Source organism: Natronoflexus pectinivorans (genome assembly GCF_004345615.1).
Lineage (GTDB): Bacteria > Bacteroidota > Bacteroidia > Bacteroidales > Marinilabiliaceae > Natronoflexus > Natronoflexus pectinivorans.
This window is the reverse complement of the sequence record NZ_SLWK01000004.1, coordinates 249,636-265,520: the sequence shown is the minus strand read 5'-3', so window position 1 is coordinate 265,520 and position 15,885 is coordinate 249,636. Positions and strand designations below refer to the sequence as shown.

Below are 15,885 nucleotides of genomic sequence, written 5' to 3'. Positions count from 1 at the left end.
TCAGTGTGATCTAAATAGTGGAGTTAATAGATATAAAATTCGATAAAGCGAAATAACTAATTGATTTATAAACTGTAAAAGAGAATAGACAAATGGCAAAAGCAAAAAAGTTTATTACCTGTGACGGGAACTATGCTGCCTCACATATCGCTTATATGTTTAGCGAAGTGGCTGCTATCTATCCCATTACACCCTCTTCCAATATGGCTGAGTACGTAGATGAGTGGGCGGCTAATGGAAGAAAGAACATTTTTGGAGAAACTGTAAAGTTGGAAGAAATGCAGTCAGAAGCCGGTGCTGCCGGTGCTGTGCATGGAGCTCTTCAGGCTGGTGCGTTAACATCAACCTTTACTGCTTCTCAGGGACTGTTATTGATGATCCCAAATATGTACAAAATTGCGGGTGAGTTGTTACCCGGAGTATTTCATGTGAGTGCACGTAGTTTGGCTGCTCAGGCACTATCAATTTTTGGAGACCACAGTGATGTTATGTCCGCACGTCAAACTGGTTTTGCTATGCTGGCTACCGGCAGTGTGCAGGAAGTAATGGACTTGGCTGGTGTTGCTCACCTTACATCCATTAAGTCGAGGGTTCCATTCCTTCATTTCTTTGATGGATTCCGTACTTCTCATGAAATTCAGAAAGTTGAATTGATGGAGCAAGATGCTCTTGAGCCACTTCTTGATAAGGAGGCGCTTCAGAAATTCCGTGATAACTCATTGAACCCTGAGCGCCCAGTTACCCGTGGTACAGCTCAAAATCCGGATATCTATTTCCAGAGTCGTGAAGCTGCTAATCCATTCTATAACGCCATTCCTGATATGGTCGCTGAGTATATGGATAAGATTTCAGAAATCACTGGTCGTAAGTATCGTCCATTTGATTACTATGGAGCTGCTGATGCTGAAAATGTTATTGTGGCAATGGGGTCGATTACCGATACCATCAAAGAAACCATAGATTATCTTAACGCTAAAGGTGAAAAAACAGGTCTGATCGCTGTACATCTTTATCGTCCATTCTCCGCCAAATATTTCTTCGAAGCTTTCCCAAAAAGCTGTAAGCGCATTGCTGTTTTGGATCGTACCAAAGAACCAGGAGCAAACGGAGACCCACTTTATCTTGATATTTGCGAACTTTTCCAAGGTAAGGAAAATGCACCAATGATCATCAGCGGACGTTACGGTCTCTCTTCAAAAGACACAACTCCGGCCATGATGGTTTCTGTGTTTGAAAACCTGAAAAGAAATGAGCCTAAGAATAAATTTACTGTAGGTATTGTTGATGATGTTACTTTTACTTCTCTGCCATTATTGCCAGAGATTGATTTGAGTGCAGAGGGAACTTTTGCCGGTAAATTTTATGGTTTAGGTTCTGATGGAACCGTAGGTGCCAATAAGAACAGCATTATGATTATTGGTAACACCACTGACAAATACGCTCAAGCCTACTTCTCATACGACTCCAAAAAATCTGGTGGTATTACCATTTCTCATCTTCGTTTTGGTGATACACCAATTCGTTCACCATATTTAGTAAATACACCTGACTTTGTTGCATGTCACGTACCTGCTTACCTTGGACGCTACGATATGCTTAAGGGACTGAAAAAGGGAGGAACATTCCTGTTGAACAGTCACTGGGATGTTGAAGAAACCAAGAATCGTCTTCCCAATGATGTGAAACGCTACATGGCTGAGAACGACATTCAATTCTACATCATTAATGCAACTGCCATTGCAGAGGAGATTGGGTTGGGGAACCGTACCAATACAATCATGCAGTCTGCATTCTTTAAAATTGCCGGAGTAATTCCTTACGAACAGGCAGTTGATGAGATGAAGAAATTTGTTGTGAAGTCTTTCGGAATGAAAGGTGAAGACATCGTTAACATGAACTACAGTGCTATTGACAAAGGAGGGGATGTTACAAAAGTTGAAGTTCCTGCAGATTGGGCTTCTCTTGCTGATGCCAAGTCTAATGGAAATGGAAAAGTGTTGCCAGAGTTTATCAAAGATATGGTGTTCCCAATCAATGCTCAAAAAGGTGACGATCTGCCTGTTAGTGCATTTTTAGGGCGTGAAGACGGAACTTTCCCTGCCGGAACTACCGCTTACGAAAAACGTGGTATTGCTGTTAACGTTCCCGAGTGGCAGTCTGACAACTGTATTCAGTGCAACCAGTGTGCTTATGTTTGTCCTCATGCTGCTATCCGTCCATTCCTGTTGGATGAAAAAGAGTTGGCATCTGCTCCAGATGGAACAGTAACCATTAAGCCAAACGGGAAAGGATTTGACGGTTTACAGTACCGTATTCAAGTAAGTGTACTTGATTGTACAGGTTGCGGTAACTGTGCTGAAGTTTGTCCTTCAAAAACAAAGGCTTTGGTAATGAAGTCTCTGGATAGCCAAATGGTAGAGACTGATCGTTGGGACTACATGGCTGAGAAGGTGACCATAAAGGATACCATCCAGGCAAAAGATATGAACGTTAAGGCTTCGCAGTTTGCTCAGCCATTGTTTGAGTTCTCCGGAGCTTGTGCTGGGTGTGGTGAAACGCCTTATATCAAGCTGATTACCCAATTGTATGGCGACAGAATGATGATTGCCAATGCAACAGGTTGTTCTTCAATTTATGGTGGTTCAGCACCTGCAACTCCATATTGTGCCGACAAAGACGGACGTGGACCAGCATGGGCCAACTCTCTATTCGAAGACAATGCTGAGTACGGTATGGGTATGGTTACCGCAGTTGACAAGTTGCGCGATCGCATTGAACTTAAAATGAAAGCCTCCCTGAACGAGGTTGCACCTGCTACTAAAGCAGCATTTGAAGCGTGGTTGGCAGCGAAAGATGATGGTAGTAAAACCCGTGAAGTTTCAAATGCTGTTCTGAAAGCTCTTGAATCTGAAAAGCATGCCGTTGCAAAAGAAATCCTTGCTCTGAAAGATTATCTGGCTAAGAAATCTGTTTGGGTGTTCGGTGGTGACGGATGGGCTTATGACATCGGTTTTGGTGGTCTTGACCACGTTATTGCGTCAGGTAAAGACATTAACATCCTGGTAATGGATACCGAGGTTTATTCAAATACCGGAGGTCAGGCTTCTAAATCGACTCCAGTAGGTGCCGTTGCCAAGTTTGCTGCTGCTGGAAAACGTATCCGGAAAAAGGATCTTGGCTTGATGGCCACCACGTACGGATATGTGTATGTAGCTCAGGTTGGAATGGGAGCAAATCAGGCTCAATACTTCAAAGCGTTGAAAGAAGCTGAAGCTTATCCCGGACCATCTGTTATTATCGCTTATTCTCCATGTATTAGTCATGGATTACGCGGCGGTATGGGCAACGCACAAAATGAAACCAAATTAGCTGTTGAGGCTGGTTACTGGCAACTGTACCGTTACAACCCAATGTTGGAAGCGGAAGGAAAGAACCCGTTTGTGCTTGATAGTAAAGAGCCGGATTGGAGTAAGTTCCAGGACTTCCTGAAAGGCGAAGTGCGTTATACATCATTGATGAAAGCATTCCCCGATGCAGCAAAAGAGTTGTTTGTTGCTGCTGAGGAAAATGCAAAATGGCGTTACAGCACTTATAAGCGACTTGCCGAGGTGGATTACAAAGTTGTAGAGTAGTCGAAACTTTTCGATAAAATTAAAAGCTGCCCCCTACGGGGCAGCTTTTTTTGTGATATTAACATCAGATTAAGACTACAACCAGCCCTTTCGTTTAAAATAAAACATCATGATGGCAGCTACCGTTGCCATTATGAGCAGTGAGGCCGGATAGCCCCATTCCCAGTTGAGTTCAGGCATATTTAATGGGCTCGTTTCCGGATTGAAATTCATTCCATAAATTCCTGCAATAAATGTAAGTGGAATAAAAATGGTGGCGATGATGGTGAGCACTTTCATGATTTCATTCATGCGATTGCTAAGACCGGACATGTACATGTCGTACAAACTGAATACCATCTCACGATGGTTTTCAATACTGTCAATGACCTGAACGATGTGATCGTAAACATCCCTTAAAAAGACTTTTACGTCGGTGCTAATCAAAGGAGATTCATCACGTATTAAACTATTTAGTCCATCCCTCAACGACCAGACTGATTTTCGAAGAAAGATAAGATCCCTCCTCAATGCATGAATATGTCGAAGGTTAATTGGCTTAGGATTGCTGATCACTTGTTCTTCGATTGATTCTAATAGTTCTCCGGTCATGTCCAGTGCCGAGAAATAATGATCTACCACGTTATCGAGCAATGCGTATGCAAGATAGTCACAGGATAATCTACGTAATCGGGTATTACTCAAAGTAAGTCTTCGTATTATTGGATCAAATAGCGAATCATCACTCTCCTGAAATGAAAGTACATAGTTTTTTCCCAAAACAATACTGAGTTGTTCTGTTTGTAGTTCCTCGTTTGTGTTGTTAACCCCTTTAATCATTCGCAATACAATAAAAATTATGTCATCGTATGGCTCTACTTTGGGACGTTGATTTACACTTACGATGTCTTCCTGTACCAATGGATGAATGTCAAAAAAGTTCCATATTTCCATTAATTTTTCGATGTCATGAAGACCATGTATTTGAATCCATGTTTTTGATGCACTTTTAATATATCTTTCTGCGTCTGTTATTTTTTCTATGGATATGTTCTCGTAATGGTTTTCATCAAAATCATGAAGAGTCATTTTTAACTCTTCTATTTTTTTTATCCCGGTGTGGAGAACAGTTCCGGGTGGCTGACCTGGTGGTTTTCGTTTTACTTTGTGCTGAATTACCGAGCCAAAAAGACCCCGGATTTGAACTGCTGATTTTTTTGTTTTATATTTCATTTGTGTATAATTAATCTAATTTGCTGGTCTCATGGAACTTTCATTTGAAAATGATTTGTTTAAGTTGTTGGTTTCGTATGATTTGGGTTATTGGTTTCTCACTCAAGAATGGTTCATTTGTTTGTTACGCTAATTTCATACTTTTTTGTGATTCGTGCTTAATTTTTATATCTGCATTTGTTGGAGTCGTTTGCAAATTATTAATTCAATATGATCTGTTTTTTATCCAAATGATCTGTTTGATCTTATGATGCTACATGTTATACTGCTTATCTTCGGGTTGGCTATTACAGTAAAGGGTGGTGACTGGCTTGTTGCTGGAGCCTCAGGAATTGCTCGTAGATATGGGTTTTCTGAGATGTTAATTGGGCTTACGATTGTTGCCTTTGGGACTTCAGTGCCTGAGTTTGTAGTCAGCCTACTGGCTATTATAGATGATCATTCAGACATTGCCCTCGCTAATGTAATAGGGAGTAATAACTTTAATTTATTGGTGATTCTGGGTGTGTGTGGCCTGATGATGCCATTGTCCATTCAGAAAGAGACCATTCGCAGAGAGATCCCGGTTTCTTTATTGGCTGTTGTAATGCTTTTGCTATTTGGAAATGATTTTTTTATTTCTTCGCGTACTGATTCTGTTTCCAGGTTGGATGGTATATTTATGCTTATTGTTTTCACTCTGTTTCTGATATATCTGTTTCATCAGTCAAAATTGGATAGAACCGAAGACCAGAAGACAGGAATAATTGTATCGAAGAAAAAGGGATGGTTATTAATCGTTTCCGGATTGGGCTTTCTTCTGGTTGGAGGACAAGTTTCTGTCACTTCTGCTGTAAATCTTGCCAAAGCAATTAATATCAGCGAGAAGGTAATAGGTTTAACTGTTTTGGCGATTGGTACCTCATTACCTGAACTGGTAACTTCAATCGTTGCCATGCGCAAAAAGAATGTTAATATCGCCATTGGAAATATTATTGGCTCTAATATATTTAATGTTTTATGGATTTTAGGAATCGGTTCTGTTATTATGCCTATTAACTTTTCTGGTTCATACAATATTGATCTCTTGTTTTTAGTAGCTGGAACCGTATTCCTTATTCTGGCAATGTTTACAGGCAGAAAGCGGCAGCTCGATCGTTGGGAGTCTATTATTTTATTGGGGATATATGGGGTTTGGATGCTTCTTTCTGCTGGATTGATCAAATATCCAATCCTACATTTTTGAGATACGTTTGGGCTGATAATCCCGAAGTGGCAAATGTATTATTTCACAGATCTTTCATCTTCACCCTTCGAGGTGAATATGATTGAAGCAGTTAAATAGGATGTGTATAGAGATTGTCGGTCGACAAAAACTATAGTATAACACAAAGATTAAGATTGTTGATGTAATCTTCAGATATTTAAATGATAAGGCCTTGTTTTTCCATGTTTTTCTTCATGTATTTTGCGTTTTCCCTCATTCGACTTGCTTTTTAAAACTCTTCCTTAATTATTCTGTCCGATTCAATGTTTAACTCTTTCAGGATGATCTCTATGGACTCCATCATTTTTCCCGGACCGCATAGATATATTTTCTGATTTTTAGAGGAGATGTTAGAACTTACAGTTTTATAGTCAATGAATCCATGTTTGTAATCAGGATTGTTTTCCTCCGATAAAATATGAATCACGCTCAATCCGGGCATCTTTTCAAGTTCCTCTTTAAGGATGATGTCTTTTGTCGTTTTATTGGCATAAATGAGTTTGTTTTCTTCCGATTCCCAATCCTCTTGTAATTGACGCAGAATTGAAATAAAAGGTGTAATACCTGCACCTCCGGCAATGAAAATGCCGGATCCACGATGCTCAATGGAACCTCAGGGATCGCCAATCTTAAGCTCATCCCCTGGTTTTACCTGTTGTAATTCATTGGTAAACCCATTATGATCGGCGTATATTTTAATTATGAATTCCAAATAGGGTTTGTCGGGGGTTGATGTAAATGTAAAGGGTGCTGATTTTTTATCCAGTCCCGGCTTGTTTATAGTAAGATTGGTCGCCTGCCCCGGAATAAATGTATACCCCTTCGGTTTATTCGTTGTAACTTTTAAAACATCATGATTTATCCATTCAGCGCTGCTGATTTTAACTATATAGTCCATCATTTTAAATTTTAATTAACTGATTTTAATTCAATTAAAAGTTAAGAAAAATTCTGAACCATTCAAAGCTGATGGATTACTTATTTCTCTTGTTGCGGAGCATTTAGTTTAAATATCGCACTTTTTGAAGGCCGATAAAAATAATCTCAGATTGCAAAGGAAGTTCTATGAAGAAGAAAATGATCCCTCAAGACGAAACAGTGATATGGTTTAAATTTTGGCATGCCAAGAAGTAATCACCAAACAAATTTATTGCTCGGTGATTATCACTATATTGCCTTTATTATGTTTTCCTGAAATACAGAAGAATAAAAGAATTTGTAAGATGTGATTTGTATCTGTGGGTCGTCGGAAATTTTACTTTTTACTTCTGTACACCCAAACTGAGCTAAAGTGGGGCATGTTTCTCAGAGAGTCCATTTTTTGAATAGCGGTTTCTCTATGCTCAAACGATTCAATGGCAATTCGTATTTTTCCGGCCTCGTCATCAAGAATCTGAGCATTGGTAAATCCTTCCTGAATAAAAGATTGTAATGCTTCCCGGGCAGGTTCTTGTTTTACAAAACTGGCAGCTATTATATGAAAAGACTTGTTGGCCTTTGCCTTCACGTTATTGGTTGCAGTATAAATATCTTGTACTTCTTGGATAACTTCAACAGGTTCTATAACCTCAGTTGATTGGGTTTCTGTGTTGTTGAAAACCGTGGTGGGCTGTAGCAAGCTTAAAAAGCCTGCTTCCTGATTCAGTTCCGGTGTTTTTAACTCTGAGGTGGTAAGAAACAGTAATCCTGCCATCATGGCGGCAACTGCTCCCCAATAATATCTCGAAGTTTTTTGTTTTAGCGCTCTTGGGACACGAATTTCCCTCTCAAACTTCACTGTGTGATTGTAATCAAGAGGTTCAAACCGGAATGAGGCAAGGCCAAAAGCTTCCGGTAAAAAACTATTTGTTGTTGAGGGAGTAAACAATATATTCCCAATTGCATCTCCTCGCAAACTTCCAATGTCGCACAAATCTACACTCTTGCCAACTGCAACATCAGCACGTACTACAGAGACAAAGTCTTCTATGGCAATAAGCGCTTCTTCAAAGCTAATTCCCTCGCTCCTTGAAATACAATTTGCAAGTAGTCCATCATTGTGAATCAAACTTCGGTTAAAGCCGATTTCCTTAGCTGGTGGTAAAAAAAGATTCTTGTCCTCTTTTATAACAGATGCACGGTGGTTTGCCACAAAACCACCCAATCCAGGTACTATTACACAATCATGATTGTGTAACAGAGAAGATATATGTTGAATTATCATTGTCATATTTACAAAGATATATAAAAATTAAACGATGTGCATCCCTTATTTTTTAACACCTGTTGAAAAATTGTTGATTACTTTTATCAAGCTACCACTGTAATCTCCCTCTCATGAGCGCTCTTTTATCAATAAAACCTTCAAAAATTATCTATATTGAGTACTTTTGCAGAGAATAGATCGTTAGACTTTTAGAATTATAGATGTAAGATACTGAACACAGCGAAGTCCCGCTCAGCGGGATTATACACAAGAAAGTTTCTTATTATTAGTTGATTGTGTAATGTTACATCGAGTTTTTAAACGTTTGATAATTAGGCAAATAAAAAGATTAGCGAACTATTAACAGAGATAGACACATTAAATCTTGATGATTTATTGATGAGGTTGTCTGAATCTGATTAATGTTATAGAATGCCGGATTTCTTTTTTTATGGAATTCGCATCATACATTAATAGCAAGCGATCCCCTAATTTCTTGTCTTCTTTTGAGTTAAGATCCGGTTATGCGGACAAAAGTTTAGCTCAATAATATGAAACGAGCCTTGAGAATCGCCAGATCGACGAAGTCAAAGCATTTCTCACAAAGGCGATGTTCTGAGGCCAGTCGAAGTAAATATGATTATGAAAGCGAGTTCCATCCCGAGTATTCGGGAACCTTAAAATACAAATTATAGACACATGAAACATCCATATCTAGTAAAAGTGACACACAGGCGAATGATTATTCACGGATGTTACATCTGACAAATAAAAAACAAAATCTTAACAGATGAAACGAGCCATGAGAAAAAGTTCTCACACAGGAGAATCCAAGATCGGCGTAGCCAATGATTATTGGCGAGTTCCATCTGGCCTATAAAAAACAAATTATAAACAGATGAAATTGATACATCATAATTAAATCAGGTCTGAAAAATGAAAAAGCAAATATTGGTAACCGGAGGCACCGGTTACATAGGTTCTCATACGGTAGTTGAATTACAGGAAGCTGGGTTTGAAGTGGTAATCATTGATAATTTATCCAATTCAAATATTGAGGTGTTAGACGCCATTACAAAAATAAGCGGACAACAACCAGGTTTTGAAAAACTTGATCTGGCTTGTAAAAAATCAACATCAGATTTCTTTGAAAAATATAATAAAATTGAAGCCATTATACATTTTGCCGCTTACAAGGCAGTTGGAGAATCGGTTCAGAAACCTTTGGATTACTATCAAAACAACCTTAATTCACTGATGAATTTGTTGGAAAACATGAAAAGACATCAAATTCAACATCTGGTATTCAGCTCCAGCTGTACTGTATACGGTCAGCCCGATAAGCTCCCCGTAACCGAAAGCACACCACGCAAACCTGCCGAATCCCCATATGGTAATACAAAAGCCATATGCGAGGATATATTGCGCGACTTCAGCAAAGTAAACCCTGAAATCAACAGTATCGCTCTCAGGTATTTTAATCCAATTGGTGCTCATCCATCGGCACTTATTGGTGAACTGCCGCTTGGGCTACCCAACAATCTGGTTCCATTTATTACACAAACAGCAGCCGGAATAAGAAAGGAACTCTCTGTATTTGGCGATGACTACAATACTCCCGATGGTACTGCCATAAGAGATTACATCAATGTAGTTGATCTTTCGCAGGCTCATGTGGTAGCAATTAACCGTTTACTTGAAGGCAAACAGAAAGTAAACTACGAATTCTTCAACATTGGAACCGGTAACGGATTTTCTGTGATGCAGCTGGTGAAAACGTTTATCGAAGTGAATAAAGTTAATCTTCCATACAAGATTACTGATCGTCGGGCTGGGGATATCGAAAAAATATGGGCCGATACTTCCTATGCCAATTCCGAACTTGGATGGAAAGCCCAAAAGAGCATTGAGGAGACGCTTCTATCAGCGTGGGAATGGGAGAAAAATGTGAGAAATTTAGATTAAGTTTTCGGAATATTACATCGATTTATTGCTTTACACCGGAAAATTTACGTTTTTGCAGGTGTTTAACATCATCAAAACAAAAACAGAATAATGAAAAACATATTAATTACAGGAGGTGCCGGCTTTATTGGGTCGCACGTTGTAAGATTAATGGTGAAGAAATACCCCAACTATCAGATTGTAAATCTGGATGCTTTAACCTATGCGGGTAATCTGGAAAATCTGACTGACATAGAGCATGCCTCAAACTACGAATTTGTTAAAGGTGACATCACAGATGCAAAGCTTGTTAGCCGGTTATTCGCCACGCATAATTTTGACGGGGTCATTCATTTGGCTGCGGAATCACATGTGGACAGATCCATAAGTAATCCTTTAGAATTTATCCAAACCAATATCATCGGAACTGTAAATCTGTTGAATGCTGCTCGCATGCAGTGGAAAGATCAATTTGAGGATAAACTTTTTTATCATATTTCTACTGATGAAGTTTATGGCTCATTGGGGGAAACTGGATTGTTTACCGAAACAACCTCTTACGACCCAAGAAGTCCTTATTCTGCATCCAAAGCCAGTTCCGATCATCTGGTACGGGCTTATTTTCATACATACGGTTTGCCTGTGGTCATAAGTAACTGCTCAAACAATTACGGCCCTAACCAGTTCCCTGAAAAACTTATTCCATTGGCTATAAATAACATAAAAAACAACAAACCAATTCCAATATACGGAAAGGGAGATAACATTCGTGATTGGCTTTTTGTTGAAGATCATGCATCCGCCATTGACGAGATTTTTCACAATGGGAAAAATGGAGAAACCTACAACATTGGCGGATTAAATGAATGGAAGAATATCGATTTGATACATCTTCTATGCAAAATTATGGATAAAGCCCTCCACCGGGCAGAAGGTGAGTCGGCAAAGCTCATCACTTTTGTGAAAGACCGTGCCGGTCATGATCAGCGATATGCCATTGATTCGTCAAAATTGATGAAGGAGTTGAACTGGAAGCCTTCCTTACAGTTTGAAGAGGGTTTAGAAAAAACTGTTGACTGGTATTTAAACAATCAGAAATGGATGAGCAGGATTCTCTCCGGAGAATATGAATCATACTACAATACCCAATATGGGGACAGGTAGATCTTCAAATACTGCAACAAAAAAGGAACAATAAAATGTTCCTTTTTTGTTGTATTACTATCAACCTTGTTTGAACAAATCTTAATTTGTTCAAACTTTCATCAATAAAATTCAGATATTAATAAGGCAAAACTGACCATTCACAAAATTGCAATATTTTATTCAGTAAAGTTTGCTATTTTTACTGTAGTAAATTTAATAACCCATTATAATCCGAAAATGCATAAAAAAATAGTACACCTAACCTCGGCTGTTGTTGCTCTATCTGTATTGTCTATTGCATCTAATTATTCAGAAGCAGATGATCTCGGGAAGGAACAACTCCAAAAAACTTCAATTGATTTAATCCATCATCAGGAACAACCGGATACAATTCAAGAACTTGATAGATTTTTGAAACATCAACAAATAGAGTATTTTATGTCTGTTGGTGCAATAAGTATATTGTAAAACGATTTGTTCTATAAAAATATCAACAACCCCTGATCCAAAAAACAATGTTGTCCTGTGACCTCCCTTTACAGACAATTTAACTATTGCAGACTAAATATAACAGGTAGAACCTGTTATATCTACTTTTCTCAACCCCCAAAACTTGTCTGTAGTAATTCAGGACAACTTCGTTTTTTAATATCTCCTGCTATTATCTATTCTACCGTTACAGATTTTGCCAGATTGCGAGGCTGATCTACATTACAACCTCTCATAACGGCAATATGATAAGATAGAATTTGAAGAGGAACAACTGCCAATAAAGGCGAAACTGCCTCATGGCATTCAGGAATTTCTATTACATGATCGGCCATTTTTCTGATCCCTTTATCGCCTTTTGTTGCAATGGCTATCACTTTCCCTTTGCGTGCTTTTACTTCCTGAATGTTACTAACCATTTTTTCGTATGACTGATCATTGGCAGCAAGAGCGAAAACAGGCATGTTTTCATCGATTAGAGCTATCGGACCATGTTTCATCTCTGCAGCAGGATATCCTTCAGCATGTATGTAGGAGATTTCCTTTAGCTTTAGAGCCCCTTCGAGTGCTACTGGAAATAAAATTCCTCGCCCCATATAAAGTGCGTTGGTCACGTCTTTGTAAACAGCGGCAATCTTCTCTATTTCCGATTCCTGTTTCAGTATTTCTTCTATTTTAGAAGGAACCTGAATCAGTTCATGAATTAATTCTTTGTACTCTGAGGCAGGCAGTACCTGTCTCTTGCTTCCCAATAAAAGAGCCATCATGGTTAATACGGTGATTTGGGAAGTAAAGGCTTTTGTTGACGCTACCCCAATCTCAATGCCTGCATGGGTGTATACACCTGCGTCGGTTTCACGTGCGATGGATGAACCTGCCACATTGCAAATTCCAAGGATTGTTGCACCCGTTTCTCTGACTTTTCGAATGGCAGCAAGGGTGTCTGCAGTTTCTCCGCTTTGGGAAATTGCAATTACCAGATCGTCCTCCTGTATGATTGGATCGCGATAACGAAACTCAGATGCGTATTCCACTTCAACAGGTATGCGGCCGTATTTTTCAAAGAGATACTCCCCAACCAAACCAGCATGCCATGAAGTTCCACATGCCACGATTATTATACGTTTGGCTTTTATTAATTGAGGCATAATATCGAGAACTCCTCCAAGAAAGATCTTGCTTTCATCCATGGCAACACGGCCACGGAATGTATCACGAATCGACATGGGTTGCTCATGAATCTCTTTTAGCATGAAATGCTCATAATCTCCTTTGTCAATGTGATCTATTGATAGTGTGATTTTTTTGAAATCAGGCGTTTTGCTGTCGTTTTCAAGGTTCTTTAGATCCAGTCCGTCCCTGGTTATGACGGCTACCTCTTCATCGTTCAGGTACATAACCTGATCGGTGTATTCAACAATTGGGGTTGCATCTGATGCAAGGAAATACTCGTGTTCCCCAACGCCAACCACCAAGGGACTTCCTTTACGCGCAGCAATTAGCATTCCAGGTTCATCTTCACATGAAATAACCAACCCATAGGCTCCTACAACCTTTGTTAGTGCAAGGCGAACTGCTAGTTCTGCACTCACCGATTTTTCAAGATAAATGTTCTCTATCAGGTTTGCCAGTACTTCGGTATCCGTTTCGCTTTGGAATTTGTATCCCCTGTTGGAGAGCTCCTTTTTAAGGTGAGTGTAGTTTTCAATGATGCCATTGTGAACAACGAAGAACTTTCCGTTCATCGATCTGTGTGGATGTGCGTTATGGTCACTCGGTTCTCCATGAGTTGCCCAGCGTGTATGCCCCATGCCAACAGTCCCGGATATTTCCTTATCTTTCGATAAGGCCTGCAAATCCTTTACTTTGCCTTTACATTTATAAACATTAGTCTGACCATTGAGCAAAGCAATTCCTGCAGAATCATAACCTCTGTATTCTAATCTCTGAAGTCCTTTTATTAATATGGGATAAGCTGTGCGATCCCCTACATATGCAACAATTCCACACATAACTATCTGTTTTAATTATAAAATCTTACTTAATTTATCCAATACCTTTGAAGCAAGGTTGCTTTTCTTTTCAATATGTTCCAGTATGTCAGTAACTGCAGGGTGGCTGGTGAATTCGCCCCTTACGTTCTCAAAATCGCACATTCGGGTCTCTTCCTTTCCATCTATACCAAATCCGGTTTGCGATTTTAGTGTAAATTCCTTTCGGGCATCTTCATACATCATCTGATCCAGCTTTACTACAGCATTTTTCCACTCCTCCACGTAGTCCATTACTTGCTGAACAGATACAGACTCAACATCAAGGCCTGCTTCAGTTTTCAGTCGTGGGACAATCCAGTTCCATGCCCAGTCGAAATAGTGATCTTTGAAACTCACAAAACGTTTGTTTAATTCACCTGCTGTGGTTACAATTCCCTTTTCAACGTCATTTACCAATTGATCTACCTCTTCCTTTGGAACCAGCAAACCAGCCATGTCAACCCACTCTCCTGAACCTTGTTTGCTTATCGGAGCAATGGCTTTTAACATCTCTTCCCGGTTTGAAAAATCAGCCAATTCAAGTTTTTTTACCAAGCCATTACCTAAGAACTTTGTGATCCCAATGCGATACATCTGAATCCCTCTGTCGAGTGCAGATGCCGTGATTTTCACACTGTTGTACATGTAGTACTCAGAAGTTGGGCCAGAGGTTGATTTTAAATCAATTAACACCTTTATCCCTTTTATCATTTTTTGAATTGAATAGGGACTAAGCAGGTTAAATACAATGGCATCAAGCAGTACTGGGTCTTTTCGTCTGTCTCTGCGGGGCCATTTGCGGGCATCACGAATGGTTCCAATACTTCTGAGATTTACTCCCGGAGCAAGAAAACTCTCATCAGTGTTTTCAATCAAATAGGAAAAAGGAAGATCTGCGGTATCGGGATTACGATAATGTCGTCCCATAACGAGTGAAAATGCTCCGATTTTGGCAGGCCACAACAAATATGAGTCACTGGTGGTTTTACTTCCCCGCTCAACTACACCTTGGTGGATTGGCCCCAATTTGTACATGTGATTGCTCTGGTTTGAACCGCTTCCTGCATTTAGAAAGGAGTAATAACCGGCAATAAGTAGCGTTGATTTGTGATGTGAAACAGTATATGGTCCAGCAAATATGGAACAAGCCTCTCCATGGAAACCTTGACAATTGGCAAAAAATACAGAGTTTTCAGCTGAGTATTGTTTTGCCAAAACAGTTCCCTGACCTACGAAACATTTCGAAATCATAGATGATTCGGTAACTTCACTTCCGCTGGCAGTTATAAAATCCTGGGCTATAACTCCAGGTCCGATGTAAGACGGATCTTCCAGGCTGCTGTTGATGGTTCCGTTTACAAGTCGGTAAACGCCTTCAATAAAGGCGTGTTTGCCAATTCGCACATTTTGAATGGTACGGCAATTGACCAGGTGAGCTCCCTCTTCAATAGTACCCATGGCAGAAGTAACCCCCTTTGCAAAATCATCGGCCTTTTTTAGTAACTGGTCAATTAAGACTGGTCTATGACGATAAAATGCCATTAGGTAGGCAGTATGGGCTGAAAGTTCATCATACATGGCTATTTCTCTTCCGCCGGTTTCGTTCAAAACGGCAACTCGTATACCGTTTCCAAAGGATGTCTCTTCCGAAACAAACAATGAATCCACATTTTCAATTATCACATTTTTTTTAATGTGATAATTGGCAAGATGATTTTTCACCTGATTTATGTACACATCATCATCAATAATGCAATTATGAATTGTGGCATTATATATCCCGGACTGTTTTGGCACTCCACCGGGTGAGGTGAATTTCTTTAATAGAAGTCCGATTTTTACATGCCCGGAAAACGAAACATTTCGAATGTTATGAGGAGAAAAGGCAGAGTGCACTTCAATGGTACTCCAATCTTCGCAGAAAGATCCATTTAATATGAGGCTTTTAATCTCTTCTTCTGTTAGTTTTCGATAGGTCATATGATAAATGCTTTAATT

At 39.5% G+C, this 15,885-nt stretch carries 11 protein-coding genes; 5 read left to right on the top strand and 6 right to left on the bottom strand.

The window, feature by feature from the left end; all coding sequences use genetic code 11:
* Positions 1 to 92: 92 nt before the first annotated feature.
* The gene (gene nifJ, locus EV194_RS07675; protein WP_132433454.1) at positions 93 to 3,632 is read left to right on the top strand and encodes a pyruvate:ferredoxin (flavodoxin) oxidoreductase; all 3,540 of its coding nucleotides are present in this window, start codon (positions 93 to 95) and stop codon (positions 3,630 to 3,632) included.
* A gap of 75 nt (positions 3,633 to 3,707) precedes the next feature.
* Here the strand turns inward: nifJ and corA are convergent, their stop codons facing one another.
* Entirely contained in the window at positions 3,708 to 4,844 is a 1,137-nt protein-coding gene (gene corA / locus EV194_RS07670) for a magnesium/cobalt transporter CorA (protein WP_132433453.1), read from the bottom strand.
* A 247-nt stretch (positions 4,845 to 5,091) separates the two neighbouring features.
* Here corA and EV194_RS07665 point away from each other — a divergent pair, with 247 nt between their 5' ends.
* Entirely contained in the window at positions 5,092 to 6,069 is a 978-nt protein-coding gene (locus EV194_RS07665; protein ID WP_132433452.1) for a calcium/sodium antiporter, read from the top strand.
* Between the two features lie 250 nt (positions 6,070 to 6,319).
* Here EV194_RS07665 and EV194_RS07660 read toward each other — a convergent pair whose 3' ends face one another.
* The 3 genes from EV194_RS07660 to EV194_RS07650 all read right to left on the bottom strand — a co-directional run bounded on the left by EV194_RS07660 (position 6,320) and on the right by EV194_RS07650 (position 8,299).
* Positions 6,320 to 6,670: a ferredoxin reductase domain-containing protein gene (locus EV194_RS07660; RefSeq protein ID WP_262708655.1), complete on the bottom strand. Its 351-nt coding sequence runs from the start codon at positions 6,668 to 6,670 to the stop codon at positions 6,320 to 6,322.
* 33 nt (positions 6,671 to 6,703) lie between these two features.
* Positions 6,704 to 6,988 carry an FAD-binding oxidoreductase gene (locus EV194_RS07655; protein ID WP_165921826.1) on the bottom strand — a complete coding sequence of 95 codons (285 nt, stop codon included), beginning with the start codon at positions 6,986 to 6,988 and terminating at the stop codon, positions 6,704 to 6,706.
* A gap of 357 nt (positions 6,989 to 7,345) precedes the next feature.
* Complete coding sequence (locus EV194_RS07650) at positions 7,346 to 8,299, bottom strand: HU domain-containing protein (protein ID WP_132433449.1); 954 nt, start codon at positions 8,297 to 8,299, stop codon at positions 7,346 to 7,348.
* A 912-nt stretch (positions 8,300 to 9,211) separates the two neighbouring features.
* Here EV194_RS07650 and galE point away from each other — a divergent pair.
* The 3 genes from galE to EV194_RS07635 all read left to right on the top strand — a co-directional run bounded on the left by galE (position 9,212) and on the right by EV194_RS07635 (position 11,833).
* A complete protein-coding gene (gene galE / locus EV194_RS07645; protein WP_132433448.1) occupies positions 9,212 to 10,240 on the top strand; it encodes a UDP-glucose 4-epimerase GalE in 1,029 nt (342 codons plus the stop codon).
* 90 nt (positions 10,241 to 10,330) lie between these two features.
* Complete coding sequence (gene rfbB / locus EV194_RS07640) at positions 10,331 to 11,383, top strand: dTDP-glucose 4,6-dehydratase (RefSeq protein ID WP_207915939.1); 1,053 nt, start codon at positions 10,331 to 10,333, stop codon at positions 11,381 to 11,383.
* Positions 11,384 to 11,602: 219 nt separating this feature from the next.
* On the top strand, positions 11,603 to 11,833 hold the full coding sequence (locus EV194_RS07635) for a hypothetical protein (RefSeq protein WP_132433446.1): 231 nt from the start codon (positions 11,603 to 11,605) through the stop codon (positions 11,831 to 11,833).
* Positions 11,834 to 12,030: 197 nt separating this feature from the next.
* On the opposite strand, the gene glmS is transcribed toward EV194_RS07635, so the two are convergent.
* Positions 12,031 to 13,866 carry a glutamine--fructose-6-phosphate transaminase (isomerizing) gene (gene glmS / locus EV194_RS07630; RefSeq protein WP_132433445.1) on the bottom strand — a complete coding sequence of 612 codons (1,836 nt, stop codon included), beginning with the start codon at positions 13,864 to 13,866 and terminating at the stop codon, positions 12,031 to 12,033.
* Between the two features lie 15 nt (positions 13,867 to 13,881).
* A complete protein-coding gene (locus EV194_RS07625; protein ID WP_132433444.1) occupies positions 13,882 to 15,867 on the bottom strand; it encodes a DUF4954 family protein in 1,986 nt (661 codons plus the stop codon).
* Positions 15,868 to 15,885 lie beyond the last annotated feature (18 nt).